General features: G+C 43.7%; 29 protein-coding genes and 1 other RNA gene. 2 read left to right on the top strand and 28 right to left on the bottom strand.

Annotated features, from left to right (window positions below; all coding sequences use genetic code 11):
* Positions 1-224 precede the first annotated feature (224 nt).
* The gene (locus tag Q7P33_RS05450) at positions 225-1,403 is read left to right on the top strand and encodes an MFS transporter (RefSeq protein ID WP_303868185.1); all 1,179 of its coding nucleotides are present in this window, start codon (positions 225-227) and stop codon (positions 1,401-1,403) included.
* 73 nt (positions 1,404-1,476) lie between these two features.
* Here the strand turns inward: Q7P33_RS05450 and Q7P33_RS05455 are convergent, their stop codons facing one another.
* Positions 1,477-2,325 (bottom strand): DMT family transporter, encoded by an 849-nt coding sequence (locus Q7P33_RS05455; protein WP_303868188.1) that lies wholly within the window; start codon positions 2,323-2,325, stop codon positions 1,477-1,479.
* A gap of 122 nt (positions 2,326-2,447) precedes the next feature.
* Between Q7P33_RS05455 and Q7P33_RS05460 the strand changes: the two genes are divergently transcribed.
* Positions 2,448-3,974 (top strand): YifB family Mg chelatase-like AAA ATPase, encoded by a 1,527-nt coding sequence (locus Q7P33_RS05460; RefSeq protein WP_303868191.1) that lies wholly within the window; start codon positions 2,448-2,450, stop codon positions 3,972-3,974.
* Positions 3,975-4,061: 87 nt separating this feature from the next.
* Here Q7P33_RS05460 and lgt read toward each other — a convergent pair whose 3' ends face one another.
* The 27 genes from lgt to Q7P33_RS05595 all read right to left on the bottom strand — a co-directional run bounded on the left by lgt (position 4,062) and on the right by Q7P33_RS05595 (position 26,156).
* Positions 4,062-4,847: a prolipoprotein diacylglyceryl transferase gene (gene lgt / locus Q7P33_RS05465; RefSeq protein ID WP_303868194.1), complete on the bottom strand. Its 786-nt coding sequence runs from the start codon at positions 4,845-4,847 to the stop codon at positions 4,062-4,064.
* A gap of 2 nt (positions 4,848-4,849) precedes the next feature.
* A complete protein-coding gene (gene pduL / locus Q7P33_RS05470) occupies positions 4,850-5,419 on the bottom strand; it encodes a phosphate propanoyltransferase (RefSeq protein WP_303868196.1) in 570 nt (189 codons plus the stop codon).
* A 64-nt stretch (positions 5,420-5,483) separates the two neighbouring features.
* On the bottom strand, positions 5,484-7,223 hold the full coding sequence (gene recN / locus Q7P33_RS05475) for a DNA repair protein RecN (RefSeq protein ID WP_303868199.1): 1,740 nt from the start codon (positions 7,221-7,223) through the stop codon (positions 5,484-5,486).
* 10 nt (positions 7,224-7,233) lie between these two features.
* Positions 7,234-7,683, bottom strand: a complete 450-nt coding sequence (locus Q7P33_RS05480) for an arginine repressor (protein WP_303868204.1) — start codon at positions 7,681-7,683, stop codon at positions 7,234-7,236.
* A 75-nt stretch (positions 7,684-7,758) separates the two neighbouring features.
* A complete protein-coding gene (locus Q7P33_RS05485) occupies positions 7,759-8,631 on the bottom strand; it encodes an NAD(+)/NADH kinase (protein WP_303868207.1) in 873 nt (290 codons plus the stop codon).
* A 13-nt stretch (positions 8,632-8,644) separates the two neighbouring features.
* Entirely contained in the window at positions 8,645-9,472 is an 828-nt protein-coding gene (locus Q7P33_RS05490; RefSeq protein WP_303868209.1) for a TlyA family RNA methyltransferase, read from the bottom strand.
* 89 nt (positions 9,473-9,561) lie between these two features.
* Positions 9,562-10,458 (bottom strand): polyprenyl synthetase family protein, encoded by an 897-nt coding sequence (locus tag Q7P33_RS05495; protein ID WP_303868211.1) that lies wholly within the window; start codon positions 10,456-10,458, stop codon positions 9,562-9,564.
* Positions 10,455-10,673: an exodeoxyribonuclease VII small subunit gene (gene xseB / locus Q7P33_RS05500; protein WP_303868212.1), complete on the bottom strand. Its 219-nt coding sequence runs from the start codon at positions 10,671-10,673 to the stop codon at positions 10,455-10,457. The genes Q7P33_RS05495 and xseB overlap by 4 nt, the downstream gene beginning before the upstream one ends.
* Positions 10,664-11,881 (bottom strand): exodeoxyribonuclease VII large subunit, encoded by a 1,218-nt coding sequence (xseA, locus tag Q7P33_RS05505; RefSeq protein WP_303868214.1) that lies wholly within the window; start codon positions 11,879-11,881, stop codon positions 10,664-10,666. Before xseA ends, xseB begins: the two co-directional genes overlap by 10 nt.
* Positions 11,881-12,852 (bottom strand): peptidase M22, encoded by a 972-nt coding sequence (locus tag Q7P33_RS05510; protein WP_303868217.1) that lies wholly within the window; start codon positions 12,850-12,852, stop codon positions 11,881-11,883. Before Q7P33_RS05510 ends, xseA begins: the two co-directional genes overlap by 1 nt.
* Positions 12,839-13,255, bottom strand: coding sequence for a transcription antitermination factor NusB (gene nusB / locus Q7P33_RS05515; protein ID WP_303868219.1), 417 nt, complete (start codon positions 13,253-13,255; stop codon positions 12,839-12,841). The genes Q7P33_RS05510 and nusB overlap by 14 nt, the downstream gene beginning before the upstream one ends.
* Before the next feature lie 47 nt (positions 13,256-13,302).
* A complete protein-coding gene (locus tag Q7P33_RS05520; protein WP_303868220.1) occupies positions 13,303-13,647 on the bottom strand; it encodes an Asp23/Gls24 family envelope stress response protein in 345 nt (114 codons plus the stop codon).
* A gap of 18 nt (positions 13,648-13,665) precedes the next feature.
* Positions 13,666-14,097, bottom strand: a complete 432-nt coding sequence (locus Q7P33_RS05525; protein WP_303868222.1) for a CD1247 N-terminal domain-containing protein — start codon at positions 14,095-14,097, stop codon at positions 13,666-13,668.
* Between the two features lies 1 nt (position 14,098).
* Positions 14,099-14,656, bottom strand: coding sequence for an elongation factor P (gene efp, locus Q7P33_RS05530; RefSeq protein ID WP_303868224.1), 558 nt, complete (start codon positions 14,654-14,656; stop codon positions 14,099-14,101).
* 108 nt (positions 14,657-14,764) lie between these two features.
* Positions 14,765-15,619 carry a peptide chain release factor N(5)-glutamine methyltransferase gene (gene prmC, locus Q7P33_RS05535; protein WP_303868228.1) on the bottom strand — a complete coding sequence of 285 codons (855 nt, stop codon included), beginning with the start codon at positions 15,617-15,619 and terminating at the stop codon, positions 14,765-14,767.
* Positions 15,620-15,698: 79 nt separating this feature from the next.
* Positions 15,699-15,914, bottom strand: coding sequence for a 50S ribosomal protein L31 (gene rpmE / locus Q7P33_RS05540; RefSeq protein ID WP_070370503.1), 216 nt, complete (start codon positions 15,912-15,914; stop codon positions 15,699-15,701).
* 83 nt (positions 15,915-15,997) lie between these two features.
* A complete protein-coding gene (rho, locus tag Q7P33_RS05545; RefSeq protein ID WP_303868231.1) occupies positions 15,998-17,758 on the bottom strand; it encodes a transcription termination factor Rho in 1,761 nt (586 codons plus the stop codon).
* Between the two features lie 302 nt (positions 17,759-18,060).
* Positions 18,061-19,410: a thioether cross-link-forming SCIFF peptide maturase gene (scfB, locus tag Q7P33_RS05550; RefSeq protein ID WP_303868232.1), complete on the bottom strand. Its 1,350-nt coding sequence runs from the start codon at positions 19,408-19,410 to the stop codon at positions 18,061-18,063.
* A gap of 63 nt (positions 19,411-19,473) precedes the next feature.
* On the bottom strand, positions 19,474-19,620 hold the full coding sequence (scfA, locus tag Q7P33_RS05555; RefSeq protein ID WP_083837856.1) for a six-cysteine ranthipeptide SCIFF: 147 nt from the start codon (positions 19,618-19,620) through the stop codon (positions 19,474-19,476).
* A gap of 88 nt (positions 19,621-19,708) precedes the next feature.
* Positions 19,709-20,089, bottom strand: a complete 381-nt coding sequence (yajC, locus tag Q7P33_RS05560) for a preprotein translocase subunit YajC (protein WP_303868235.1) — start codon at positions 20,087-20,089, stop codon at positions 19,709-19,711.
* An 18-nt stretch (positions 20,090-20,107) separates the two neighbouring features.
* Positions 20,108-21,229: a tRNA guanosine(34) transglycosylase Tgt gene (gene tgt, locus Q7P33_RS05565; RefSeq protein WP_303868237.1), complete on the bottom strand. Its 1,122-nt coding sequence runs from the start codon at positions 21,227-21,229 to the stop codon at positions 20,108-20,110.
* A gap of 16 nt (positions 21,230-21,245) precedes the next feature.
* Entirely contained in the window at positions 21,246-22,271 is a 1,026-nt protein-coding gene (gene queA, locus Q7P33_RS05570) for a tRNA preQ1(34) S-adenosylmethionine ribosyltransferase-isomerase QueA (RefSeq protein ID WP_303868238.1), read from the bottom strand.
* A complete protein-coding gene (gene ruvB, locus Q7P33_RS05575) occupies positions 22,264-23,328 on the bottom strand; it encodes a Holliday junction branch migration DNA helicase RuvB (protein WP_303868239.1) in 1,065 nt (354 codons plus the stop codon). Before ruvB ends, queA begins: the two co-directional genes overlap by 8 nt.
* On the bottom strand, positions 23,325-23,933 hold the full coding sequence (gene ruvA / locus Q7P33_RS05580) for a Holliday junction branch migration protein RuvA (RefSeq protein ID WP_303868240.1): 609 nt from the start codon (positions 23,931-23,933) through the stop codon (positions 23,325-23,327). Before ruvA ends, ruvB begins: the two co-directional genes overlap by 4 nt.
* Before the next feature lie 84 nt (positions 23,934-24,017).
* Positions 24,018-24,198, bottom strand: a non-coding RNA gene (ssrS, locus tag Q7P33_RS05585) — 6S RNA.
* Between the two features lie 91 nt (positions 24,199-24,289).
* Positions 24,290-25,651: a DNA repair protein RadA gene (gene radA, locus Q7P33_RS05590; RefSeq protein ID WP_303868241.1), complete on the bottom strand. Its 1,362-nt coding sequence runs from the start codon at positions 25,649-25,651 to the stop codon at positions 24,290-24,292.
* A gap of 16 nt (positions 25,652-25,667) precedes the next feature.
* Positions 25,668-26,156: a VanZ family protein gene (locus tag Q7P33_RS05595; protein ID WP_303868243.1), complete on the bottom strand. Its 489-nt coding sequence runs from the start codon at positions 26,154-26,156 to the stop codon at positions 25,668-25,670.
* Between the last annotated feature and the right edge of the window lie 130 nt (positions 26,157-26,286).

The following is a 26,286-nucleotide window of genomic DNA, read 5'->3' on the forward strand; positions in this document are numbered from 1 at the left end:
CCAATTTAAGAAGGAGGATTGAAAGAATTCATGTTACAACACCCTTGCTATTATCCTATCTGAACCAAGCCAAATAGCAAACGTTTAAATCACATTAGCATTCATGCCCAAACATTTTATTTTTACGGATTGCTGGCTATATACCCATCTCAAAAATCAGGGCTGGGTATAATTGAAACTTCCAGTCTGATTTCTGGAAGATATCTTTATGAAGAGGTGAACTTATGAAAAACAATACGTTCCTAAAAATTGCTGTATTATCAGTTTTCTTTGTCCAAATGGGGGTTGGTACCATCACACCGGCAATCGCCAATATTGCCGCCGCTTTCCCAGATGTTCCATTTACGACTCTTTTACTTGTGTCGACACTGGCAGTTTTGATGTCTGTTCCGGCAACCCTGATTTCTGGTCGCCTTGCCGGTAGTGTTGTAAAATACAAAACCCTGTTAATCGTTGGTATGATTCTCTTTATCGGCGGTGGTATGGCTCCCTATTTTATGACCGCTTCCAGTTTTACGGCAATCCTGATCGTTCGAGCCATCTTCGGTATTGGACTGGGGATTGTTACGCCTTTGGGCGCCGCACTGATTATCGCTTTCTTTGATGGTGAGGTTCGAGCTCAAATGATGGGTCTCAGCGGTGTCGTCGGCAACGTTGGAGGAATTCTTTTCCAATTACTCGGTGGTTTTGCGGCAACGATTTCCTGGGAATATGCCTTTTTAGTTCATGGATTAGGGATTATTACCCTAGTGATTGTTCTGTTCCTGCCTGAGCCAGCAAAAGCTCCTGCTCAAGCCGTTGGTGAAGCAAAGCCCAAATTACCCGGTGCTGTGTTTGCTTTTGCCGGTTTAATTTTCTTCATGATGGTTCTAATTTACCCCATGTTGGTTAATATGTCTTCAATTATCGCTGCTGGTGGTATGGGAACTGCTGGTGATGCGGCTCTCGTCTTGACGATGTTTACAGTCGGCGGAATGCTGGGAGGTCTAATTTTCGCTAAAGTCTTCGGTGTTTTTAAGAGTAATACCATGCCAGTAGGCGTTGCTTTAATAGCTGTCGCCATGGTTAGTATTGGTCTGGGAAATTCCATTGCCTTTATGTACATTGGTACAACTGTCGCCGGGATTGGTTTAAGTTTTATCATGCCAAGTATCTTCATGAATTTGGGCGCAGCTGTTCATCCCAGTCAGATGCCCACCGCCTCGGGAATTGTAATGGCGTCCATGAACGTTGGTGGATTCTGTTCAGCTTATTTCTTCGCTCTTTTAGCCGGAGTTATGGGGGTAGACATGATGGTTAATATTAAATTTCCTTTCTATATATCCATGATCGCTTTTGCAGTAATTGCGATCGCTCTGCTGTTTATTAAACCCAAGCAGCAAAGTGCACCTCAACCTGAATAATCAACCTGAATTTAAACTAAAAAAACCACAACGCATTTTGCTGTTGTGGTTTTTTTTGATTGTTATTTTTGACCTACTCATTAATCTCGTTAAGCTGCGTTTTAGAGGGCACCATTGTCAGGCCAATTCCCATCAGAATGATCGCAAAACCGGCTAACGAAAGAAATGATGGGGTTTCTCCCACAAAAAAGAACACAAAAATCGGATTGAGTATGGGTTCAGCCAATGAAAGAATTGAGGCTTTTAATGGTGAAATCAGGCGCACCCCCCCTGAGAGAAAGAGATAAGCAATACCAATCTGAAAAACACCCAGAAAAGCCAAGCCAAACCAACCATAAACTGAGATGCCGGTAAAGTCCAGCTGACTCGACATGGTTAACAAAATGATCAAACTCAACCATAAATTATTTAATCCCACAATTGAAGCATCCGATATTGGATAGTCTTTGTCTAATAAATACTGAACCGCCGCATAGGCAATCCCATTGGTTAAAGCCAACAGATCTCCCCAGGGGTTTCCACCGTCAGCCGCACTTAATATTAGAATGATCCCCAGTAAAATAAACAGTCGTGGAATCAAATCACGCTTTGTTATTTTTTTCCCTTTGACCACGTAAAACAAGTATAGCCATAGTGGTGCCGTACATTGAAGAATAATCGCATTTGCTGCCGTTGTAATTTTTGTTGTTAATACAAACATCACACATAAATAACAATACGAGACAACCAAACCGACATAATATTTTGAAAATTTGATTTTCTTCCATTGAATCATGGGCAAAAAAATAAGACCTGCTATGATTGCCCTACCGAATGTTATCGTAAAAGCATTCGCATTGATCAGCTTGATAAACAACCCGCCGGTGCTGAATAACATCATGGCAATAAGCACATATAAGCTTCCTTTTGTCGTTTTTTCCATGAGCACCTCCTTATCATTATTAAACTTGTTTTATCATAATACCATAACCATCTAATTATTTCTCTATATTTTTACGTTTATTTCCGGTATAATGTCCATAATAAGTTGGAGGTAAACTTTTTATGTTATCACAGGTGAAAAGTAGCGGACTGCTAGGTGTTAATGGCGTTATTGTCACAGTTGAAATTGATATTTCCCGGGGTCTTCCCGCCTATTCACTGGTCGGTCTACCAGATGTCGGCATCAAAGAATCCAAGGATCGGGTTTTTTCAGCCATCAAAAACAATGGTTTCAAATATCCGATGGAACGAATCACCATTAACCTCGCTCCAGCCGATCTGAAAAAGGAAGGCCCAGCCTTTGATCTGGCCATTGCCCTGGGAATCCTGACTGCTTCAGAGCAACTCTCCTGGGATCATCCCGAGACCTTTCTAGTTATCGGCGAATTATCCCTCAGTGGCGAAATTAGAAGTGTTAATGGGGTTTTGCCGATGGTACTGGCGGCTAAAGAAGCCGGCATTACCAACATTCTGGTGCCCGTTGATAATCGTCATGAAGCAGCGGTGGTTCAGAATGTAAATGTTTATCCCGTAAAAGATTTTCACGAAGCGGTTTCCTTTTTGAAACAGGAACTCATCATCGACCCCTTTATGATCAATCATAAGACGCTTCTGAATGTGGAAAACAACTGTCATAGCATTGATTTTTCTGATATTCGAGGCCAGGATCTGGCCAAACGGGGATTGGAAATTGCCGCTGCCGGGGCTCACAACTGTCTGATGAGCGGGCCTCCCGGGTCAGGAAAGACCATGTTAGCTAAAGGGTTCCCTTCCATCCTGCCGGATCTCACCATGGACGAAGCCCTCGAGATCACCAAGATTCACAGTATTTCCGGACTCCTGAAAAACAATGCCATTATTAGTCAACGTCCTTTTCGATCTCCCCACCATACCATTTCTAAAGTTTCGTTGGTTGGCGGTGGCCGGATTCCCAAGCCTGGCGAGGTTTCACTGGCCCACCTGGGGGTGCTTTTTCTCGATGAACTGCCGGAATTCCAAAAATCAGCTCTGGAGGTTTTACGTCAACCGATCGAAGATCAGGAGGTGACCATTTCCCGGGTCAACACCTCGCTGACTTTTCCGGCCAGCTTTACCCTGATCACCTCAATGAACCCCTGTCCCTGTGGTTATCTCACTGATCCAGCCCATGAATGTATCTGCACACCCCAACAGATTAAAAACTATCAGGGCAAAATATCCGGCCCACTGATGGATCGACTGGATATTTTTGTGGAAATTCCCAGCACCACCTACGATGAGCTTCAGACCAAACCCAAGGGTGAAAGCTCTTCTGTCATCAAAAAACGGGTCGATGCTGCCCGCGAACGACAAAATCAACGCTATCAGAATCTGGATATTTTTTATAATGCACAGCTTTCGCCAAAACTGATGGAGATTTACTGTAAACTTGGACCTGCTGAAGAAACCCTGATGAAAAATGTCTATACCAAGATGAAACTCAGTGCCCGTGGCTACCATCGGATTTTAAAGTTAGCCCGTACCATTGCTGACTTAGATGGATCCCAAACCATTCAAATCGCTCATTTATCCGAAGCGATTCAGTATCGGGGAATGACCCGATTGTCCTAATGACTGTGATCGATGTTGTACCGCAGCTCAAAAAAACAAAAAGACTATCCGTTTATCGTCGATAGTCTTTTTGTTTTAGTATTAAGATTATTTTTTTCTTATCATTGAATTCGCAAAGCGATCTTCATTTTTGCGCAAATACCAAAGCCCGCCAATGCTTACTGCCACCAATGCCAAACTGATCAGTTGAGCTGTTCTCAGCCCCATAAACATCAAGCTGTCGGTTCTCAGACCTTCAATGAAAAAACGGCCGATGGAATACAGGCCAAGATAGACAAAAAGTAATTCGCCATCGACCTTTTTAATTTTATCTTCATAAAAAAAGATAAAACCAAATACCAGCAGATTCCAGACCGATTCATACAGAAAGGTCGGGTGTACCCTGATGATACCCAGGGCAGCATCATTGACCGTAATGGCCCACGGCAAATCGGTTTGCGAACCATAGGCTTCCTGATTGAAATAATTTCCCCAGCGCCCAATCGCCTGACCTAAGGGCAACGCCGGTATCAATACATCTGCCAGCGCAAAAAAACTGATCTTCTTAACCCGACACAAGATAAGCGCCACAATGATGCCTGCAATAATGCCACCATGAATAGCCAACCCACCATGCCAGGTCGCAATGATTTCTTCCGGATGAGCCAAATAATAGTCATAACTGAAGATAACATAATAAAGTCGGGCTCCGATGATCACCGCTGGGGTCATATACAAAAAGAAATCCATAATGATCTCAGGGTCAAGGCCATATTTGGGGGCCCGTTTTATCGCGATGAACAATCCGATCAGTAATGCCGAGGCAATTAAAACCCCATACCACCTGACTTCAAAGCCGAATGCAGTAAATGCGATTGGGTTTGGTGCAATCATAATTAAAGAATTGTTGCCAATTGACCGTTTTTAGCTCCGGCAGCATTTCCTTCTTCAACATCAAGATGCATGTCCAATTTAAATTCTGGGTGAACCCGTACCAGGACATTGTCAAAAATCAAACCTCGAGGTCCATCTAATTTTACCGAAACGACATCTTTATCTTTTAATCCAAATGCAGCACCTTCTTCTGGACTCATATGAATGTGTCGGGCTGCAACGATGGCACCTTTGGCAATTTCAACTTCGCCAGCTGGTCCGACAATTTTAACGCCAGGTGTATCAGCAATATCGCCGGAATTTCGCAGTGGCGCTTGAATACCTAAACAGAAACCATCGCCAACAGAAACTTCCAATTGAGTTTCAGGTCGAACGGGTCCTAAAATACGAATTCCTTTTAAGGTTCCTTTTGGTCCAACCACATCAATTTTTTCTTCAGCGGCGAATTGACCTGGTTGTGATAAATCTTTCATCGGTGTTAATTGGTAGCCTTTGCCAAATAATACCTCTAAATCTGCCTGTGATACATGAATGTGTTTGTTAGATAACCCGATGGGTACTTTTCTTTCCAATTTATAACTCCTTAAATAAATATATTTTTAACAATCTTTATTCTATCGAATAACCAATCAAATGTTAAGATAATATTTTGTCTTCTTTGCTTTTTTTCGATTTTTTTATCTTTTGGCTTAATTCCAGCATTTCCTGGGCATGTTCCCAGGTTTTTTGGGTTACTTCTGCGCCGCCCAACATCCGGGAAAGTTCCTCTTTTTTACCCTTTTCATCTAAAGGCAAAAAACGTACCTCAACCCCCCCATTTTGCGCAAGCTTTTGCACCATAAAATGCTGGTCGGACATTGCTGCAATCTGTGGCAGATGGGTAATGCAAATAATTTGACGGCCTCTGGGTGGAGTAACACTGAGGGCCTGAATTTTTTCGGCTACCACCTGGGCAGTTCTACCGCTGATCCCGGTATCAATTTCATCAAACACCATCGTTTCAATGGCATCAAGATTTCCGAAAATACTTTTTAAACTCAGCATGATTCTTGATATTTCTCCCCCTGAAGCCACCTTCCCGAGCGGTTTAGGTGCCTGACCCAGGTTGACCGAAATTAAAAATTCCACCAGATCCTGACCATGGGCACTCACCCGCTCAGGATCATGTTCCACCAAAATCTCAACCTGTGTCTTTTCCATTGCCAACTCCGCCAACTCATTTTCGAGGGCTTTTTTCAACGCACTGGCGGTTTTTAAACGTAATTGATAGAGACTATTGCTGATCCTATTATAATTATCTTGAATACCGCTTAATTCCTGATAATATTTTTGCAGATTTTCATCCCGATTCAACAGGTTTTTTAAACGAACACTGATCTCTTTGGCATAGTTAAGAATCTCGGTAATATCATGACCATACTTCCGTTTCAACTTAGCAATGACACTCAGTCGGGTTTCAATCTCATCTAAATCACCCAAACTGTACTCCATATCCTCGAGATATGAACGGATTTCAAAAGAGAGATTTTCTGCTTCACCTAAAATGCCATTAACCGTCTCGAGACGATCCTCAAAGCTCGTGTCTATTTTGACAATTTCAGTTATATTTGCTGCCAGCAGACTAAGGGCATCAAGAATCGGGGTCTGTTCGACGTTTTCTCCTCTGAGCAATTCATACGCTCTGCTCGTATGTGTAAAAAGACGTTCCCGATTTTCCAGAATCCGTTTTTCCCCTTCCAGCTCTTCATCTTCACCAACAACAAGAGCCGCCGCTTCGATTTCATTGATTTCAAACTGCAAGGCTTCTTTTTCCCGCTCCAGCTCACGTTCGTTTGTTTCCAATTCTGCAATCATCTCGTGAATCCGTTTGATCTCGCCTGCTCCAGCAGCTATCTGCTCCCTATATTTTCGACTTTTTTCGCCTCCGAAGGCATCCAATAGCTGACGATGATTCTCCCTTTTGAACAACGATTGATGTTCATGCTGGCCGTGAATATCAATGAGCTCATCACCGATTGCTTTTAATTGGGTGACAGTGATAATCAGACCATTGGCACGGCAAATATTACGACCCCGATCATCGATTTCCCGGATTAAAATCAACTGACCATCCTCCATGGGGATGCCATATGCTTCGCATTTTTGAATCAGACCCGGTTGTTCACTGACATCAAAGAGTCCCTGTACCGTCATCTTGCTCTTACCCTGACGGATGTTGGTCTTATTACCCCGGTTACCCAGAACCAATGTCAAAGCATCAATGACAATGGATTTTCCGGCACCGGTTTCTCCCGTGATCACATTGAGGCCCGGATGAAAATCCACCACCAGATGATCAATCAGTGCATAGTCGTTAACAACAAGATTTCTCAGCATCGGTTCCTCCCTATTTCATTAACTTTTTAAATTTCCCAACAATTTCTCCTACCATATCCCGATTGCGCACCAACACAAAAATGGTATCATCTCCGGCAATGGTTCCGACAATCTCACCCCAATCCATTGAGTCAATGGCCAAAGCCGCTGCCTGGGCCATGGCTGGCAGGGTTCTCAGAACAATGGTATTTTCCACATAGTCAATCGTAAGCACCGATTCCTTGAAAACCGCGGTAACCCGTTCATTATAAATCGTACCAATGTCCTTTAATGGTGCATAGTGCTGAATACCATCGTGACTACTCACTTTAATTAGCTTCAATTCTTTAATATCTCGGGAAATGGTGGCCTGGGTTACCGGAAACCCGGCATCTTTCAATGCCTGGGCCAATTCTTCCTGAGTTTCGATGAGATTATTTTCAATGATTTCAATAATTTTTAATTGTCTCGATACTTTCATGTCTTTCCCTTCTTTCTCCAAAGCTTTGTAAGATCGTCGCCTGTTGTCATGTTAATCATTTTTGTCTATCAAATTTTAATACTCACTGGAAAACTTGACTCGTAGCCGGTCATAACTGCTCATCTGGTTGAGCCGAATCAGCCGGGTGTAGTAGGTAGCTTTTTTGACCTTAACCGCATCTTGAGGTGAAATCGAAACGGTGGTTTGTCCATCAAAGGTAACCATGATGTCTTTTTCACGATCTCCGAATTCCAGCTTAATGACTTCATCTTCCGGTAGAATATAAGATCGGTCATGAAGTCGATGGGGACAGATCGGGTTAAGAATCATCACTCTAGCCTGGGGTGACACCACTGGCCCTCCAGCAGCTAAAGAATACCCGGTAGATCCGGTGGGAGTAGCGATAATCAACCCATCGGCCCGAAATTTGTCAATGGTCGAACCGTTAGCCCGAGCTTCAATATCCATCATTCGAAAGCCCCGACTCTTAACCAGCACATCGTTTAAAGCCATATAAAAGCAGGCACTTTCATTTACTTTTTTTATGCTGCAACTTAACATCATCCGTTCTTCAATGTAATAATCTCCAGATGTTAAATTCTTTAGCGCCTCTTCATAATTACCCGCCTCGCCTTCGGTGAGAAAACCCAACTTACCCAGGTTAATGCCGAAAATTGGTATCGAATAAAAACAAACTTTTCGTGCGACAAACAAAAGTGTGCCATCTCCGCCCAACACCAGAATACAATCCGGTTTTCGGTAAAAAAGGTTTTTCGGATAATATATCACACATTCGTGGGAATATTTTATCTGGCCTTCCAACAGGGCTATTTTAAAGCCATGCTGGATCAAATAACCGATGCATTTTTCTGCCAGGGCAGGGCTGTCCGGCTTATCCATATTGAGATAAATGCCGATTTCCTTAAAGTTTTTAAATTCAGTTTCCAATCGTATTCACATCCTATTCGTCCTGGGTTTCTTTCTTTTTTTTGCAGCTTTCATGGGCGATGGTTACCACTTGATGAACGAGTGATTCCCAGTTTCCCTCAATTTCGGGCTCGGTATTTTCAACAAAAACTAAAAACTCAATATTTCCTTTCGGACCCTGTATCGGAGAAAAGTCCAGACCTTTAATTAAAAAGCCCTGCTTTTCGATGGCGGTCATCACTTCAAGTAAAATCGACTCATGTACTTTTTTATCCCGGATAACACCGTTCTTTCCGATTCTTTCCCGACCTGCTTCGAATTGCGGCTTAATCAGCCAGATCCCCCGAGCTTCGGGTTTCATAAACAATTTGATAGCCGGAATCAATTTGGTTATCGAAATAAATGAGACATCCATCACCGTACCATCGACCTGTTCCGAAATATTTTCGGCTGTCAAATAGCGAAAATTGGTTCGTTCCATTGAAACAACCCGGGAATCAGTGCGCAACTTCCAGTCCAACTGTCCGTAACCGACATCAACTGCGTATACCTTTGCGGCACCATTCTGTAGCAGACAATCGGTAAAGCCTCCAGTGGATGAGCCAATGTCGATAAAGGTGTTTCCTGCCACCTTCAGATCAAAAACTGCCAGTCCCTTTTCCAGTTTTAAACCACCCCGACTGACATAAGGCAGATCGCTGCCTTTAACCTGAATCATTGCCTCAGTGTCTACCAGATCGCCAGCCTTGTCCCTGACCTGGTCATTGACCTGAACTAACCCGGCCATAATGGCTTTTTTAGCGCGTTCCCGGGTATCAAAATAATTCAGGTTCACCAATAATTTATCTAAACGTTCTTTCAATTTTTCCTCTTTTCATGGGTCTGTTTCCTTTTAGTATTTCTTTTCGCCAACTGTCAACACCTTGCGGTGCGATCCCAAAAACGCATTTCTCATTTTCGGCGATGACAGATATAGCTGGCCAATTCCTGGAGAAAAACAGTTCGTTCACCAATTGGTTTAAGCAGTTCAATGGCTTCCGCTTCCAACTCAGCCACCCTAATTTTTGAAGCTTCCAACCCATAGAGGGAAACAAAGGTGGATTTATGATTTTTCTCGTCACTTCCAATGGGTTTGCCCAGATCGGCTTCGTTCCCTTCAATATCCAGAATGTCATCAACAATCTGAAACGCCAATCCAATGCGATGACTATAGCTGATGAGTCGTCCCTGGGTGGCCGGTTCTGCCCCAGCGATGATACAGCCACTCTGGACACAGGCTTCCAGCAAGGCCGCCGTTTTGTGTAAATGAATATAGTCCATTTCATCGAGCCCAATAACCTTATCTTCACTGAGGATATCAGCTACCTGACCGCCAATCATCCCTAAAATGCCGGAAGCACCCATGATGCATTTCATGGCACCGAGATAATTTGTTAAATCTGTTCCCTCAAGTCCCTGGGTACCCTGAAGCATAGTTTCAACCGCATAATTCAACAGCCCGTCTCCAGCCAGAATGGCCATGGCATCTCCATACACCTTATGATTAGTCGGCTTGCCCCGTCTCAGATCATCATTGTCCATGGCCGGCAAATCATCATGGATCAACGAATAGGTATGGATCATCTCAATCGCCATCGCCAAAGGCTTAATGACCTCCACATCCCCTTCAAGAGCCTGGCAGGTTTCCATCATCAAAATCGGACGCAGTCGTTTCCCTCCGGCAAACAGGCTATATTTCATGGCTTCGATAATTACTTCTGGCGTATCGAGATTCTGTTGAAAAACTTTTTCAAGCTCCTCATTAATTCCTTCTACCCGATCCATCAGCTTTATTTTAAACCCACTCATGCCTCGACACTCCCCTCGAATTCTTTTTCTTCGCCATCAATCATGATGGTTATTCTTCCTTCCAGGGTATCTAAATCTGCACTGCACTCATTAATAAGCTTCATTCCTTCTTCGAACAATTTCATTGCTGCCTCAATTTCCTGATTATCGTCTTCCAAAAGTTCGGCAATGGTCTCCAAACGATTCATTTTGCTTTTCAGTTTTTTTACTGCCATTCGTTCCTCTCCTTTGTGGATTGAATCCTTGCTGCGGCCTGCCCATCCGTTAAATAAAGCGTTACCAGCTGATCAATCTGTAAGCCGGTGACCGAAGCAATGGGGCTACCATGTTCATCCGTCATCCGAACATAGCCTTTTTTAAGTACATTTACCGGACTCATAGCTTCAATACGGGTTTTAAGATTTATCAATTGCTGTCGCTCACTTTTAAGCCGCCCCGTTAACGCACGAACCAACCGTTCATTAATGATATCCAAAAAAAGACGCCTTTCTTCGATGCGTTCCTGCGGTCGATAGCGCAATAGCTCTTTTCTACTCTGCAGCAACAGTCGGCGATTTCTGTCGATAGTCGCTTCCATGCTCTGAATCAGCCTTTTTTTTTGAGCGACCAGGTTCTGAATCATACTCAGGGTTTCTTCCGCTACCAATTCTGCTGCTCCAGACGGGGTAGGTGCGCGTAAATCAGCCACAAAATCAGCAATCGTATAATCAATTTCATGCCCTACAGCTGAAACAACCGGTAACTCAGATTCAAAAATAACTTTGGCCAGTCGTTCATCATTAAATGCCCAGAGATCTTCAATGGAACCGCCACCCCGGCCGATAATAATCACGTCCACTGACTGAGCCATATTGAAAGCTTGAATCCCTTTAATTATCGTTCCGGCGGCTTCGTCACCCTGAACCAGACTGGGGTAAATGACAATATCCATCAGCGGATTTCGGCGTTTAATAATTGAAATCATATCTTTGACTGCCGCACCCGTCGGTGATGTCACCAGACCCACCCGGCTGATTATTTCTGGTAGCTTTTTTTTATGATCCCGATCAAAATAACCTTTGGCGGCCAGCTCATCTTTTAATGCCAGGTATGCCTGGAACAAGTCCCCCAATCCCTGGGGTTCCATGGAACGTACCGTAATCTGGTATTGACCACTGGGCTGATACACGCCCAGACTCCCCCGAAGGGTGACCTTCTGACCTTCTTTGGGCAAAAATTTAAGACCCGTAACGGCATTTTTAAACATCACGCAATCAATTTTACTGCCAGCATCCTTTAGTGAAAAATACAAATGTCCCGAAGCCGCCCGCTTAACATTGGAAAGTTCGCCCTGAATCATCAGATTTTTTAGCAGACTATTGGATTCCAAAAGCGTTTTAACATATTGATTAACCTCAGAAACGCTAAGAATTTTTGTCTTCATCACTGACTGTACCTCGCACATTTATAATAATCCATACCCATCAGAGCATTGCCGGCGGCATTATCCCGGGAATATTCCCCAGGCGAAAAATAAAGCTTCAGTCCGGTCGCTTGTAGTTCGTGAATGACTATTTTTTTGATAATCTGATTGGACATCACACCACCAGAAAAAAGCACCGACTGAAACGAATATTTTTTTTCCAAACCGCCAATGGCCTTGGACAAAGTTTTGGCAATGGCTTTAAGCACCAGATAAGCAACTACCGGCGGTTCCACGCCAGCCTCCAAAAGTCGGCGGGCCTGATTTTCCTGTCCGGAAAAGTGAAAATCGAGACCCTTCATGGTTGAAGAAATAAAAACATTGCTGTCAAAGGATGTCTGATTCACCTGATTTGCCAGTGCTTCCAGCGCCTTACCCGCCGGAAAATCACATCCCATCAGAACCCCAACCCGATCAACCAATTGCCCGGCATTGAGATCCCGGGTTGTTGCAATAATTTCGCAATTATATCCGATCGTCTTTTTTTCAACCAGAAGAATTTCAGATGTACCGCCAGAAAAATGAACCGCACAAAAAGTCGCCTCTAAATCCGGAGATCCGCTTCCATAAATGGCCGCCCGAATGTGATTCTCCTGATGGCTCACCGCCAGTCGTTTAATTCCCAATACCCCAGCTAGCGAACACGCAAGTGATTCTCCTGAACGGAAAACTGGCATGTAGGAGTCAGACAGCGGTCGGGGACGCTCAGAATAACAGATGATCTCGATTTCCCGGCCCCGGGGCAACTCCTGAAGTAGTATCGGCAAATGGTGGACATGCTGAAAAAGGGCATCCGATTGACGAAGCCCTCTTTCTCCTGACTTCACTTGCAATAGGATGCCCTTGTTATAAATCATGTTTTCATCTTCGTCTACTAAGGCAACCGAAGTTGTATAATTACTGGTATCAATACCAAGGCTAAGGGCACTCATTGAGTTCATCCTTAACGATTTTATTTAAGATACCATTCACGTAATTTTTTCCATCCTCATCTCCGAATTTTTTTGTGAGTTCTATCGCCTCATTAATGACAACTTCAAATGGTACTTTTTCGTCCATATATTTCAACTCACAAATGGCCAGACGCAAAATTGATTTTTCCACCTTTGGAATACGATCAATTTTCCAGGTGCTTTTAAGATAGCCATCCAAAAGGTCATCTATTTCCGGAAGATGTGCTTCGGTCGTGTCGATCAAGGACTTTCCATAAGTTAAATCCAATGCGTTATCCTCTAAAAAATATGCAATACTTTCGGTAAAATCTCCTGGCTCCGGGTGAAAATCTAATTGAAATACCCCTTTTAACGCATATTCCCGTTCTTTTTTTCGACTCATGCGCTTCTCCTTCTGATTCTAATATTGTAAAAAAGGGGCTTTCGCCCCTAGATGCCAGAACCTTCAATTCGGACATTAATTGCAGCTACCTGAAAACCAGCCATGGATTCCACCGCAACCTTGACTTTCTTCTGAATTGCTTTAGAAACCTTGATAATGTCGACTCCTGGTTCGGTAATCACGTAAACCCAAATCAGCAACCCCTCCGGATCTCTGGCTATCTTGACACCTTTAATAGTTGATGCAAGATAAAGTTTATCCATGATTTCATCGGTGATTCTTAATGAAATACGCGCTACACCGTTAACGCCAGTAGCCGCCAGGCTGACAATCGAAGCGATCATTTCGTCTTTGACATTTGGAGCCTGATTGTTTTTCATTTCTAGTTTCATCTTAATTACCTGTGTTCTTTAGATTTCCTGATGACAATCGCAACCATCCTCGCCACAACATGATATTTCTTCATTCAGGATAAATGGGGCACCACAGTCCGGGCACGCTACGGTGTTATTTTCAAACGACTCAAATTCGGTAATATAAACATTGCCACACTCTGGACAAATGATCTCGTAATATTCCTCTTCATCAAATTCGTAATCATCATCGTCACCGAAGTCTTCATCGAGAATGAATTCTTCGAGTTCAGAAAGATCATCGTCAACCATTTCCACATATTCTTCCAGTTCTTCCTGCGCTTCGGTAATGCCATCCAGGGCATCAACAATATCTTCAAGAATATCCAATACCTGTACCAGAACCTTACCTTCGTTGGAAGCCTGATCTAATTCCAGCCCATCAACCAGCCCCTTGGTGTATGCGACTTTTTCATTAATAAACTTCATTTTATACCCTTTCCATGTAATCACCCGTACGGGTGTCAATACGAATCTTATCACCTTGTTCCACGAAAAGTGGTACGGTGATAATGGCTCCTGTTTCAACAGTTGCCGGCTTATTTGCGCCAGTTGCGGTATCACCTTTAAAGCCAGGATCGGTTTTTACAACTTCCAATTCGACAAAATTGGGAGCTGCAACCGAAAATGCCACGCCTTTTAATGATTTCACTGTCGCAATATCGTTTTCTTTTAAATATTTTAATGCTTCCTCAACTTGACTAAAGTTTAAAGGAATCTGCTCATAGGATTCCAGATCCATGAAATAATATAGCCCACCATCTTCATATAAATATTCCATCTCACGGGTTTCAACCTGCGCTTTCGGATAGCGTTCGGTCGGGCTGAATGATTTTTCAACCACTGCTCCTGTAATAACATTTCGAATCTTTGTTCGAACAAAGGCGGCGCCTTTACCTGGTTTAACGTGTTGGAATTCAATGATCGTAAATGTATTCCCATCCATTTCAAACGTTACACCTTTTTTAAAATCTCCTGCTGATACCATGTTAACCTCCGATATGCATATGTTAATTTTTACTTTTTAAATTTAGTACTATTATTCTATCACAATTTTTATGAACCGTCATCCCAATTTATTATTATCGCTTCATTATCAAATGGATAGTTTTCCGGTCAGACACCGGATCCGGCCGCTGAGATCCATTATGGTTTGAATCTCCCGATATCCATTATTCTTTAGTAAATCAATTACATCATCAGCCTGATGATCCCCTATTTCCAGTGCCAGAAGACCATCTTTTTCTAAAAACAAATGGGCCTCACGAATGATCCGCCGATAAAAATCCAAGCCGGATTCGCCGCCATCCAAGGCCATATGGGGCTCATAGTCAAGAATGCCCCGATCCAGATGATTCATCTCTGCCCGGCTGATGTACGGCGGATTCGAAACAATTATCTGGAAGGTTTCTCCGTGCGGGATTGCCGCAAAGAGATCCCCCTGATACAAGGTCAGCTCCCCATCTGCCAATTGATCGGCATTCGTCTTTGCCACTGCCAGTGCCGCCACCGAAAAATCACTAAGACAGACGTCGGCCTGTTTAAAATATTTTTTGATCGAAATGCCAATCGCCCCACTGCCTGTGCACAGATCCAGAATTTTAGCACCCTTTGGATAGTTTAGTTGTAAATATTCAAGCAGGTACTCCACCATCGGTTCGGTGTCGGGTCTGGGAATTAAAACATCCCGATTGACGAAAAATTCCATACCCATAAATTCTTTTTTTTCCTGGATATAGGCGACCGGTTCTAATTGACAACGTCTTTTTATTGCTTCACGATACGTTGCTTCTTGTTTTAAATCCACCGCTTCGTGTGAGTGGGTATAAAAATAAACCCGATCCGTGTCCAGAATTCTGCTCAGTAGAATTTCTGCCTCAAAACCGGGATGCTCGATTCCAGCCTGAGCCAGCGCCTGCCGTCCAAAATCCAAAATCTCTCTGATGGTCATTTTTCTACCTCAACATAAAACAAAAAAACCGTGCATAACTGAACAAGAAAAAAGCCGGTTACAAGAACCGACTTCTTTTTTATTCTGCTGACTCGTTTTTAATGCCGTATTTTTTATTAAATCGATCAACACGTCCACCAGCATCAACTAGTTTTTGTTTTCCAGTGAAAAATGGGTGACAAACTGAACAGATTTCCACTTTTAATTCTGGTTTGATAGAACCTGTTTCAAATGTATTTCCACATGCACACTTAACTATTGATTTGCCGTAATTTGGATGAATGCCTTCTTTCATCGAATCCACCTCGTTTCTTATTTATTTAATTGCTTATTGTTATTTTATCAACCGTGATATTATATCAGACTTTTCTTAAAAGATCAAATATTTTGTGCCTTATATTTATCAATAAATTTTTTCATAAATGCTTCATTGTCTTTGGTGCGTTCCAGAATCGAAATAATCTTATCGGTGAGATCATAAACCGTGGTTCCCTTGTAAAGCTTGCGAATATCAAAGCTGACTTTCAGCTCTTCGTTGGATAACAGCTTCTCTTCTCGACGGGTACCGGAACGGTTTAGGTTGATGGCCGGGTAGATCCGTCGCTCCGCCAGTTCCCGCTCCAAATGTAATTCCATATTGCCAGTCCCCTTGAATTCTTCAAAGATGATATCATCCATTCGGCTGCCGGTATCCACCAGGGCGGTGGCCAGAATCGTCAGACTGCCACCTTCTTCCACGTTTCGGGCCGAACCAAAGAATTTTTTGGGGAAGAATAACGCTTCCGGATCCAGACCACCAGACAACGTCCGACCTGAGGGCGATACCACCAGGTTGTTACCCCGGGTCAGCCGGGTTAAACTATCAACCAGGATCACCACGTCTTTGCCCTGTTCAACCAGGCGTTTGCCCCGTTCCAGAACAATTTCAGCCACCTTGATGTGATTTTCCGGGGGCTGATCAAAGGTCGAAAAAACAATATCGGCATCGATGGATCGTTTCATATCGGTGACTTCTTCCGGCCGTTCATCAACCAACAGAATAATCAGTTCGATTTCTGGGTGATTGGTGGTGATGCCATTGGCAATTTCCTTTAGGAGAATCGTCTTGCCCGCCTTCGGCGGGGCCACAATCAGTCCACGCTGACCTTTACCCATCGGAGAAAAGAGATCAATCATCCTGGTTGACACTACATCCTGGGTCGTTTCCAGAGTGATCCGCTGCTCCGGAAAAATTGGTGTCAATCGTTCAAATCGCGGTCGATTGGCAATTCTTTCGGGAATAGCGCCATTAACCGTTTCGACATAAAGTAACGCATCAAACTTTTCATTCTCACTGGACATCTTAATCTTACCGACAACTTTGTCACCAGTCCGCAGATTAAATCGTCGGATTTGATTGGCTGGAACATAGATATCATGGTCGCCAGATAGATAATGGTTGGTTCGAAGAAACCCAAAACCATCGGGGTTGACATCCAGTATTCCTTCCTGGGAATTTTTAAAGCGATCCCGATCCTTTTTATCATCAACATAGAGCATACTGTTGATTTTTTGAATGATGTCTGCCGTTTTGGTGCCGTTGACCTTTTCCAAAAACAGCATCGCTGAGTATTTTTCGCCAGTCTTAGGCGGTCGCACCTTGCCGCTTAAGACATCCCCGGTTTCCAGTTTGAACTTCTGGATTTGCGAACCGGAAATATAGACGAATTCCTCATTGGATTTCATCTCTTTGTTTTTAACAAAACCAAAACCTTCCGGCAGGATTTCCAGATTTCCTTCCACCACCACCACATTATCCATGGAATCTTTGATCTTATAATAGGGTGATCGGGCACCGTTTGACCCATTCGCGATCCGCGAATGGGTTTGAGCTGGCTGTTTTTCAGGAGTAATTTTTTCAGCTGGCGTTTTTTCCGATATTTCTTTACTGTCTGTCAATCCTTCTTTTTCCTTTATCTCATGATGATGGGCGTGATGATGCTGTTGATGCGCTAATTGATCTGCCGAGGACTCCATTTTTTCTTCGATGGCCTCAATCAACTCAATTTTTTTAAGTCGGCTGGTTTTTTCGATACCCAGACTTTCCGCCTGTTTACGCAATTCAACAACCGTCAAATCTTCCAGTGATTTCTTTTCCAATATGTGCCTCCATGGGTTGTAGATGGTTTTAGATGTTGTTTTGAATGAATGTTATGATTTTATTTTTTGATTTTGCTGTGCTGATATGATTCTTCAAGTCGCAGAGTAATCTGAAGGTTTGTTTAATGTAGATACCTTAATCTACCATAAATATCCATTCTTGTCAAAAAACCAGGTGACACTTAATGGTTTTGTGTGTTCCAACTGGCCTGTACCAACAATTGTTAACAATGTCGCCTGTTGCGGAATCGAACACCCGATTAACAACTGGTCGGTACGGTAGTCCAAACGACCGTAACAGCTTATTCCTGTTCGTTTTCAATAATTGAAATCATAATGGCGTTTTCCACCCGCCGCCGCTCAATTTCACAACTAACGAAATGCGGTTTCATAATGGTGCCGTTAAAGTTATAGGCATTGGCATGACAGCCACCGCCGCAGAAATATTTTGCCCAACAGCTTTGGCAATCTTCTTTTTCCAGCAGATTTCCGGCATCAAAAATTTTTTTGATTGCATCATTGGTGATGCCATTACTCACATCCCCCATTTTAAATGCTTCATTGCCAACAAACTGATGGCAGGGGTAGATGTCCCCTTCCGGCGTCACTGCCACATAATCCTTACCCGCTCCACATCCGGATAGCCGTTTGTAAACGCAGGGGCCATGATCCAGATCAACATTAAAATGGAAAAAGTTATAGTGTAGTCCCGCTTCATGGCGCTTCAGGTAGTCCAAAGCCAGCGCATCATATTCTGCCATTATAGTGGGGAGATCGGACTCAGTCAGAGCATAATCGTGAGTTGCCTCAGCCACCACAGGTTCCACGGAAATACTTTTAAAACCCTCTGAAGCCAAAAACTGAACATCCTTGGCAAAATCCAAGTTGTGATGCGTATAGGTTCCCCGGACATAATGATCTTTATCGCCCCGCATTTCAGCCATGGCTTTAATGTTGTCGATAATCACATCGAAAGAGCCCTGATCATTGATCGTTTGCCGCATCTGATCATTGACTTCTTTTCGACCATCCAGACTAAGCACAATATTATCCATGGTCTCGTTAAGATATTCCCGGGTTTCGGCATTTAACAGCACCCCATTCGTGGTCATTGTGAATTTAAATTGCTTATTGTTTTTGGCGGCCATTGCTTTGCCATATACCACTAATTGTTTAACCACATCCAGATTCATCAGCGGTTCGCCACCGAAGAAATCAACTTCCAGGTTTTTTCGGTTTTTGGACTGTTTAATAATAAAATCGATGGCTTTTTTACCAACTTCCAACGGCATCAGCAGTTTTTCACCATCAAAGTCACCTTGCGCAGCAAAGCAATAAGCGCATTTCAAATTGCAGTCATGGGCGACATGTAGGCATAAAGCCTTGATCAGATCTTCATTGGCGTAGTTTTCCCGTTGATAGTTCATTTCCCGGAACAATAGCCCTGCCGCTTTGACATCGTCCAATTCATTCAGGCATTCGTTGAGTTCGATCAGTGAATATTTTTTTTGATAGCTGGCAATGATTTCGGCTCTGGTTTTATCTTCATAGTGATCCAGTACTTCAAATGTCAGTTCGTCAACCGTCAGTACTGTGCTGGTATCCACGTCCAAAACAATATTGAGACCATTCTTTTTATATTTATGTATCATTTTTTCTCCCATCATGAAAAAAGGGACTATCTCTTACGAGACAGCCCCTTTCAGGCTTGTTTATTATTTTTCAGTCGTTTGTTTGCATTTTTGATTTCCTACCGTGCAGGATGTTTTACAGGCAGATTGACAGGAAGTTTGACATTCCCCGCATCCTCTGTTCTTCACATCTGTGAGTTTACCTTCTTTAATGATTTTAATGTGCTTCAAATTGTTCACTCCCTTCAAAAATAGTTATTCCCGACAATTACCGGCACACCCGCTAAAATCCGGATCGCCGAGTGATGGTCAGTTCTCTTTATTTTTTGTATTCGTCGATTTCTTCAAATTCAGCATCGACAACGATTTCTTCATTATCCAGATCTTCCAGTTCTTCAAAATTGTCATCTTCTGTTGCTACAACAGCGTCCCCAACATTGACAATTCGGGCAATAGCCGATTTGGTAATCAACGCCTTATGATAATCTGGCAATAATTCGATGGTGACATTTTCTTCACCAATCGCATAGACGATTCCATAAAATCCGCCAATTGTAATAATCTCATCCCCTGGTTTCATACTGGATCGCATTTCTTTAATCTCTTTTTGCTGTTTTTGTTGTGGTCGTAAAACAAAGAAATAAAAAAACACCAGTACTAAAATCAGCGGGAGAATTAATGTAAAATCAATTCCAAACATTCACATTCTCCTTCATCTTTATTCAGTTATACCGAATTTTTCAAAGAAAGCATCCTTATAGGCTAATAAATTGTCATCCATTATGGCCTGTCGAATTTTCTTCATCGTTACAAGTGTAAAGTATAAATTATGATATGTCAATAACCTGGCCCCTAAAATTTCATTGGTTTTAATCAGATGACGGATGTAAGCCCGGGTGTAGTTTCGGCAAACGAAACAATCACATTCCGAATCAACGGGTGTAAAATCTTCCTTGTAGGTAGCATTACGAACTACCACCTTACCATGACTGGTAAAAGCGGTGCCGTTTCTGGCAATCCGACTCTGGAGGACGCAATCAAACATATCAATACCCCGAATCGTGCCTTCAAACAGTGCATCCAGCGAACCCACCCCCATTAAATAGCGAGGCTTGTCTTTTGGTAGCAGCGGAGTGGTGGCATCCAGCATCTTATACATCACATCTTTAGGTTCCCCCACACTGAGTCCGCCAATGGAATATCCTGGAAAACCAATGTCAGTGAGTTGTTTTACACTTTGCGCCCGCAGATCGGCAAACATCCCCCCCTGAACAATCCCAAACAAAGCCTGATCCTCGGGTCGCTTATGAGCCTCTTTACAACGCTGCGCCCAGCGGGTGGTCATTTCCATGGATTTCTTGGTATACTCATAATCGGCGCCAGCCGGGGCGCACTCATCAAAACACATGATGATATCGGCCCCGATGGAATTTTGCATATCAATGGCCTTTTCCGGGGTCATAAAATGTCGGGAGCCATCCAGGTGTGAAATAAATTCAACGCCATCTTCAGTGATCTTTCTTAAGTCATTTAAAGAAAATACCTGAAAGCCGCCGCTGTCAGTAAGTACTGGCCGGTTCCAGTTCATAAACTTGTGAATCCCGCCAGCCTTATCCATAATCTCCTGGCCGGGCCTCAGATAAAGATGGTAGGTATTACCCAGAATTATATTGGCATCCATCTCCACTAAATCTTCGGAGGACAGGGACTTCACCGTCGCCTGGGTTCCCACTGGCATAAAAATCGGGGTATTGATAATCCCCCGCTTGGTATGGATCTTTCCCAGTCTGGCTCCAGTGTCCTTACACTCCTTAATCAATTCATAACGAAATTCGCTCATTCTGTTCTCCTATTTTTCACTCAATAAACAAGGCGTCCCCAAAGCTGAAAAAACGATATTTCCAGTCAATGGCCGTTTGATAGGCTTTCATAATCGCTTCCCGGTTATAAAAAGCCGAGACTAGCATCAGCAGGGTCGATTCGGGCAGGTGGAAATTAGTGATCAAAGCATCCACTACCTCCCATTCATAGCCCGGATAAATAAAAATATCGGTGACCCCAGTGTAAGCGGTCACCACCCCGTCATGCAGCTTGGCATTACTCTCCAGGGTTCGCACCGAGGTGGTACCCACTGCGATAACCCGGCCGCCCCGTTCTTTGGTTCGTTTGACAGCCCTGGCGGTTTCTTCCGGCACCTCATAATATTCTTCGTGCATATGATGTTCTTCGATCACCTCACATTTAACCGGACGAAAGGTGCCTATACCCACATGAAGCGTCACCTCAGCGATCTCCACCCCCATCTCTTCAATTTTTTGAAGCAGATCAGGGGTGAAATGAAGCCCGGCGGTAGGAGCTGCTGAGGAGCCTTCCCGCTTGGCATAAACAGTCTGGTAGCGGTTATTATCTGTCAAGGTTTCATGAATGTAGGGCGGTACCGGCATCAGACCGATCTCATCGATGATTTCCTCAAAAACACCGGAATATTCAAAACTGATAATTCGCAGACCACCCTGGGTAGTTCCCGTGATTTCGCCCTTTAGCTCGGGACTAAAAACGATCCGGGCACCAACCCGGGCCCGTTTTCCCGGCTTAACCATGATTTCCCAGTCTTTCTGGGACAGATGCCGGAGCAACAGGATCTCCACCTTACCACCGGTATCCTCCCGGGTGCCAAACAATCGTCCCGGTAATACCTTGGTGTTGTTCATCACCAGTAAATCTCCAGGCCGCAAATAGTTTGTTATCTCAAAAAAATGATGATCTTCGATCGTGTTTTTCTTGCGATTGATTACCATTAACCGCGAGTTGTCTCTTTTTTCCAGGGGACATTGGGCAATCAGTTCGTCCGGGAGATCATAATAAAAGTCCGTTTTATTCATCAATACCTTCCTCATTGTCATAGAAATTTATTTTTAACTGTTGCGGACTATGTGCCTCATTCACACAATCCTCCAATCCCAAATGGGCATACCCACGATTGGTGATCACCCGACCGCGAGGTGTTTTGGACAGAAACCCCAGTTGAATCAGATAGGGTTCATAAACCTCTTCGATGGTGTTTTTTTCTTCACCAATGGCAGCCGCCAGGGTATCGATTCCTACCGGTCCACCATCAAATTTCTCTATAATGGTTTTTAACATGATCCGGTCGATCTCATCCAGCCCAACGGCATCCACTTCAAAAAGATCCAAAGCTTCCTGAGTGGACTTCAGGTCAATAATGCCCCGACCTTCGATTTCACAATAGTCCCGAACCCGTTTTAATAGCCGGTTGGCAATTCGAGGTGTTCCCCGGGAACGAATGGCCAGTTCCATCGATCCTTCATCATCCATTTCGACACCAATAATGCCGGATGAACGGCGAATAATGGTGGCCAGTTCCTCTGGGTTATAAAGCTCCAGTCGCTGGATCACCCCAAAGCGATCCCGTAACGGTGAGGTTAGCAGCCCTACCCGGGTGGTGGCACCAATCAGGGTAAAGGGCGGCAACTCCAATCGGATCGAACGGGCACCTGGGCCTTTGCCGATGATGATATCCAGAGCATAGTCTTCCATCGCCGGGTATAAAACCTCCTCGACCGAACGTTGAAGCCGGTGGATTTCATCAATAAAGAGAATATCACCCTCTTTTAAACTGGTCAGAATAGCCGCCAGATCGCCAGCCTTTTCAATGGCTGGGCCGGAAGTGGTTTTGATTCCGACCCCCATTTCCCGAGCGATGATATTGGCCAGGGTGGTTTTTCCCAGCCCCGGCGGTCCGTATAAAAGCACATGATCCAGACTTTCTTTTCGTTTCTGAGCAGCTTTGATAAAAATACCCATCTGCTTTTTTACTTTTTCCTGCCCGATATACTCGTCCAGACCCTGAGGTCTTAAATTTTTCTCTATTTCAACATCCAATTCCGTAAAATCGGAGGTGATGATTCGTTCTTTCATGACGACCGTCCCTTCAATGGATTAGCCGAGCGAAGCGCTCCGGTGATCAGTGCTTCAATGCTACTCTCGGGGGTAAATGCCCGGGCTACCATATCGGAAGCTTCCGATATACTATAACCCAATCCCACTAGTCCGTTAATAGCCTGGGTAACAGTGTCATCTTTAGCCTGTAACGAAACAGTCTTCAGATCTCCGACTGAAACATCCTTGTAGCGATCCTTCAGCTCCAGGATAATCCGGCTGGCTGTTTTTATGCCAATCCCAGGAGCCTTGGCAATGCTTTTGGGATCATCGTTGACAATATGTCCAATCAGCTCATTACGGCTAAACTGAGACAAAAGTCCCATAGCGGCTTTGGGGCCGATCCCTGAAATACCGATCATGGTTCTGAAAATCTCCCGTTCATCGGTGGTGGCAAACCCATAAAGCGAAACCTCGTCTTCTTTGATCACCTGATGAAGGTGCAGCTTGACCTCCGAATGCAGACTCGGCAGCTCATTTAATGTATTGGTCGACACCTTTACCTTATATCCCATGCGGTTTTGATCAATAACCACATAATCCATGGCTTGTTCTTCCAAGCTCCCGATCATATATTCGTACATAAGCCCTCCTTCAAAATTCAAACATACTTTACCCATTGTACCAAAACAAAAAAATAATACAACCACAAAAAAAGCACCCTTAGGTGCTATCCCAACGTGTCGTACTCCATTTTTGACGCCCTAGCGAAAGCTAGGTGGGTGTCTTGTCTCTAGTTTCTGTTTTCCACTGATATAATGAGGCCTAACATCTGCCAGCGAACAATCAGACTCCCTGAGTATTGATGTAGGTTCAAAAATAAAGTAAAAACGAACACTTTGGGATAACCTAATTATACACGGTTTTCTACGGAAATCAAAGGATAAATTTTTGTTGGAAACAAGCAGTCAAATTCACTTATATCAACCCACCGGATGTTCTACAGTAAAATGTCCAGGGCCGAACGAATATTATCCACCGGGAGAATCGTCATTCCAACCATCTTCAACCCTTTCTGGTTACCTTTGGGGATAATGCAGCGTTTAAAGCCCAGTTTTTTTCCTTCGATCAAGCGTTTTTCGATGTGCTGAATATTACGCACTTCACCGGTTAATCCCACCTCACCCAGAATCATCAGATCACCGGGGATCTGAAAATCCCGGAGGCTGGAATAAAGTACGGCAATCACACCCAAATCAAGAGCTGGCTCATCCACCTTGATGCCACCCACCACATTGATGTAGGCATCCACTGACTGCATCTGAATTCCCAGCCGTTTTTCCATAATCGCCAGCAATAATACCATCCGGTTATAATCCATACCCGTCGCCATCCGCCGGGGATTTCCAAATCCAGTCGGTGAAACCAGACCCTGCAGCTCAATCAACAACGGCCGGGATCCCTCAATACAGGGCACCACCACTGATCCACAGGTATTTTCGGGACGGCTATCGAGCATCATCTCAGATGGATTGGCTACCGACTGCAACCCATTTTCAGTCATTTCAAAAATGCCGATTTCATTGGTGGAACCAAAACGATTTTTGACTCCTCTAAGAATCCGATAGGCATGATATTTTTCGCCCTCAAAATAAAGCACCGTATCTACCATATGTTCCAGCACCCGCGGCCCGGCAATGGCACCATCTTTGGTGACATGCCCCACCAACACCATTGCGATATTATCTTTTTTGGCCAATTGCATCAATGCTCCGGTATTTTCCCGAATCTGGCTGACACTTCCCGGGGCTGAACTGATGTCCGGGCTGTACATGGTCTGAATCGAATCGATAATGACAATATCCGGCCGCTCTTCTAGAATAATCGTCAGCAGATAGGGAATATTAATCTCCGATAGGAATGCAATCTTTTCCGATTTTACCTGCATTCGCTCGGCTCGCATTTTTAATTGCTGTTCCGACTCTTCGCCGGAAATATATAAAATCTTATAGCCCTGATTTCCCAGGGCTTCAGTGGTCTGGAGCAGCAGCGTCGATTTCCCGATTCCCGGGTCACCGCCTAGCAAAATCATCCCCCCAGGAACAATCCCACCACCCAGAACCCGATCAAACTCTTCATTGCAGGTCGGATAGCGGGTATCGCCGGTATAGGTTATTTCCGCCAGGGACTTCGGTTTAGAATATACACCCCGTTCCCGGATAGTATCCTTGCTTCCCTGCTTAGAAAAATCCAACTCTTCCACCATGCTATTCCACTGCCCGCACTCAGGACATTTTCCCATCCATTTGGGTGATTCATAACCACAGCTCTGACAGATAAAAATACTTTTTTTCTTCGCCATCTTTCCCCCTCATTCACTACTCAATCCATTTATAAACCAGATAGCCAATCAAACCACCAATCAGATTTAAAATAATATCATCGATATCCGCCCGACGGCTGGTTAAAAATAAATACTGGATCAGCTCAATGGCGCAGGTAGTTCCCAGTATCACCACAAAGGCATGGAAGAAGCCAACCTTATTTTTTCGTGCTAATGGATATAGAAAACCCAGCGGTAAAAACAAGATAATGTTTCCAGCAAGGTTTTTAAAAGAATCGGTAAAGGTGTATAAAAGAATTTCAGTTGGATTTGTTGGTTTGGTCGCCAAAAACTCCCAATCAATAAAGCCATTAACCATAATGTCATAAAAAAAGTTATCAATCGTAGTCAGTGGTATCAAGTTCACAGTGGTCTCATAGGTAATATTTGAAGCATCGGGTAATAGTGTCAATATAAATAGAAATCCCAAATAAGCCAGCAACAGTAGCTTAAAGAGAAATACGATCCGGTTGTTTTTACTCATATCCTGGTCCTTCCTGGTTGAATGTGCGTGTAAGCCTAGCTATTATAACGAATAAACCTTTAGAGTGCCACAGAAATTTTCCTGACTGGAAATTTTTGCAAAAAAAGAAAAAATATCGAAAGTAAACCCT

Source organism: Acetobacterium wieringae, assembly GCF_026646375.1.
Taxonomy (GTDB): Bacteria; Bacillota; Clostridia; order Eubacteriales; family Eubacteriaceae; genus Acetobacterium; species Acetobacterium wieringae_A.

Coding starts and splice junctions, on each gene's coding strand:
- rpmE (WP_070370503.1), bottom strand. CDS start 15,914: ATGAAAGAAGGCATTCATCCAAATTACGGCAAATCAATAGTTAAGTGT.
- lgt (WP_303868194.1), bottom strand. CDS start 4,847: ATGATTGCACCAAACCCAATCGCATTTACTGCATTCGGCTTTGAAGTC.
- Q7P33_RS05495 (WP_303868211.1), bottom strand. CDS start 10,458: ATGAGTGGGTTTAAAATAAAGCTGATGGATCGGGTAGAAGGAATTAAT.
- scfB (WP_303868232.1), bottom strand. CDS start 19,410: ATGATACATAAATATAAAAAGAATGGTCTCAATATTGTTTTGGACGTG.
- xseA (WP_303868214.1), bottom strand. CDS start 11,881: ATGAAGACAAAAATTCTTAGCGTTTCTGAGGTTAATCAATATGTTAAA.
- queA (WP_303868238.1), bottom strand. CDS start 22,271: ATGAATAAAACGGACTTTTATTATGATCTCCCGGACGAACTGATTGCC.
- tgt (WP_303868237.1), bottom strand. CDS start 21,229: ATGAGCGAATTTCGTTATGAATTGATTAAGGAGTGTAAGGACACTGGA.
- nusB (WP_303868219.1), bottom strand. CDS start 13,255: ATGAGTCGAAAAAAAGAACGGGAATATGCGTTAAAAGGGGTATTTCAA.
- yajC (WP_303868235.1), bottom strand. CDS start 20,089: ATGTTTGGAATTGATTTTACATTAATTCTCCCGCTGATTTTAGTACTG.
- Q7P33_RS05520 (WP_303868220.1), bottom strand. CDS start 13,647: ATGAAACTAGAAATGAAAAACAATCAGGCTCCAAATGTCAAAGACGAA.
- Q7P33_RS05455 (WP_303868188.1), bottom strand. CDS start 2,325: ATGGAAAAAACGACAAAAGGAAGCTTATATGTGCTTATTGCCATGATG.
- Q7P33_RS05480 (WP_303868204.1), bottom strand. CDS start 7,683: ATGAAAGTATCGAGACAATTAAAAATTATTGAAATCATTGAAAATAAT.
- Q7P33_RS05510 (WP_303868217.1), bottom strand. CDS start 12,852: ATGAGTGCCCTTAGCCTTGGTATTGATACCAGTAATTATACAACTTCG.
- ruvA (WP_303868240.1), bottom strand. CDS start 23,933: ATGTACGAATATATGATCGGGAGCTTGGAAGAACAAGCCATGGATTAT.
- Q7P33_RS05595 (WP_303868243.1), bottom strand. CDS start 26,156: ATGAGTAAAAACAACCGGATCGTATTTCTCTTTAAGCTACTGTTGCTG.
- Q7P33_RS05525 (WP_303868222.1), bottom strand. CDS start 14,097: ATGAAGTTTATTAATGAAAAAGTCGCATACACCAAGGGGCTGGTTGAT.
- efp (WP_303868224.1), bottom strand. CDS start 14,656: ATGGTATCAGCAGGAGATTTTAAAAAAGGTGTAACGTTTGAAATGGAT.
- ruvB (WP_303868239.1), bottom strand. CDS start 23,328: ATGAAAGAACGAATCATCACCTCCGATTTTACGGAATTGGATGTTGAA.
- xseB (WP_303868212.1), bottom strand. CDS start 10,673: ATGGCAGTAAAAAAACTGAAAAGCAAAATGAATCGTTTGGAGACCATT.
- Q7P33_RS05450 (WP_303868185.1), top strand. CDS start 225: ATGAAAAACAATACGTTCCTAAAAATTGCTGTATTATCAGTTTTCTTT.
- prmC (WP_303868228.1), bottom strand. CDS start 15,619: ATGACCATCAGAGAGATTTTGGATTTTGGACGGCAGGCGCTGGCTCAG.
- Q7P33_RS05460 (WP_303868191.1), top strand. CDS start 2,448: ATGTTATCACAGGTGAAAAGTAGCGGACTGCTAGGTGTTAATGGCGTT.
- radA (WP_303868241.1), bottom strand. CDS start 25,651: ATGGCGAAGAAAAAAAGTATTTTTATCTGTCAGAGCTGTGGTTATGAA.
- recN (WP_303868199.1), bottom strand. CDS start 7,223: ATGCTGAGAAATCTTGTTGTTAACGACTATGCACTGATTGATCATCTG.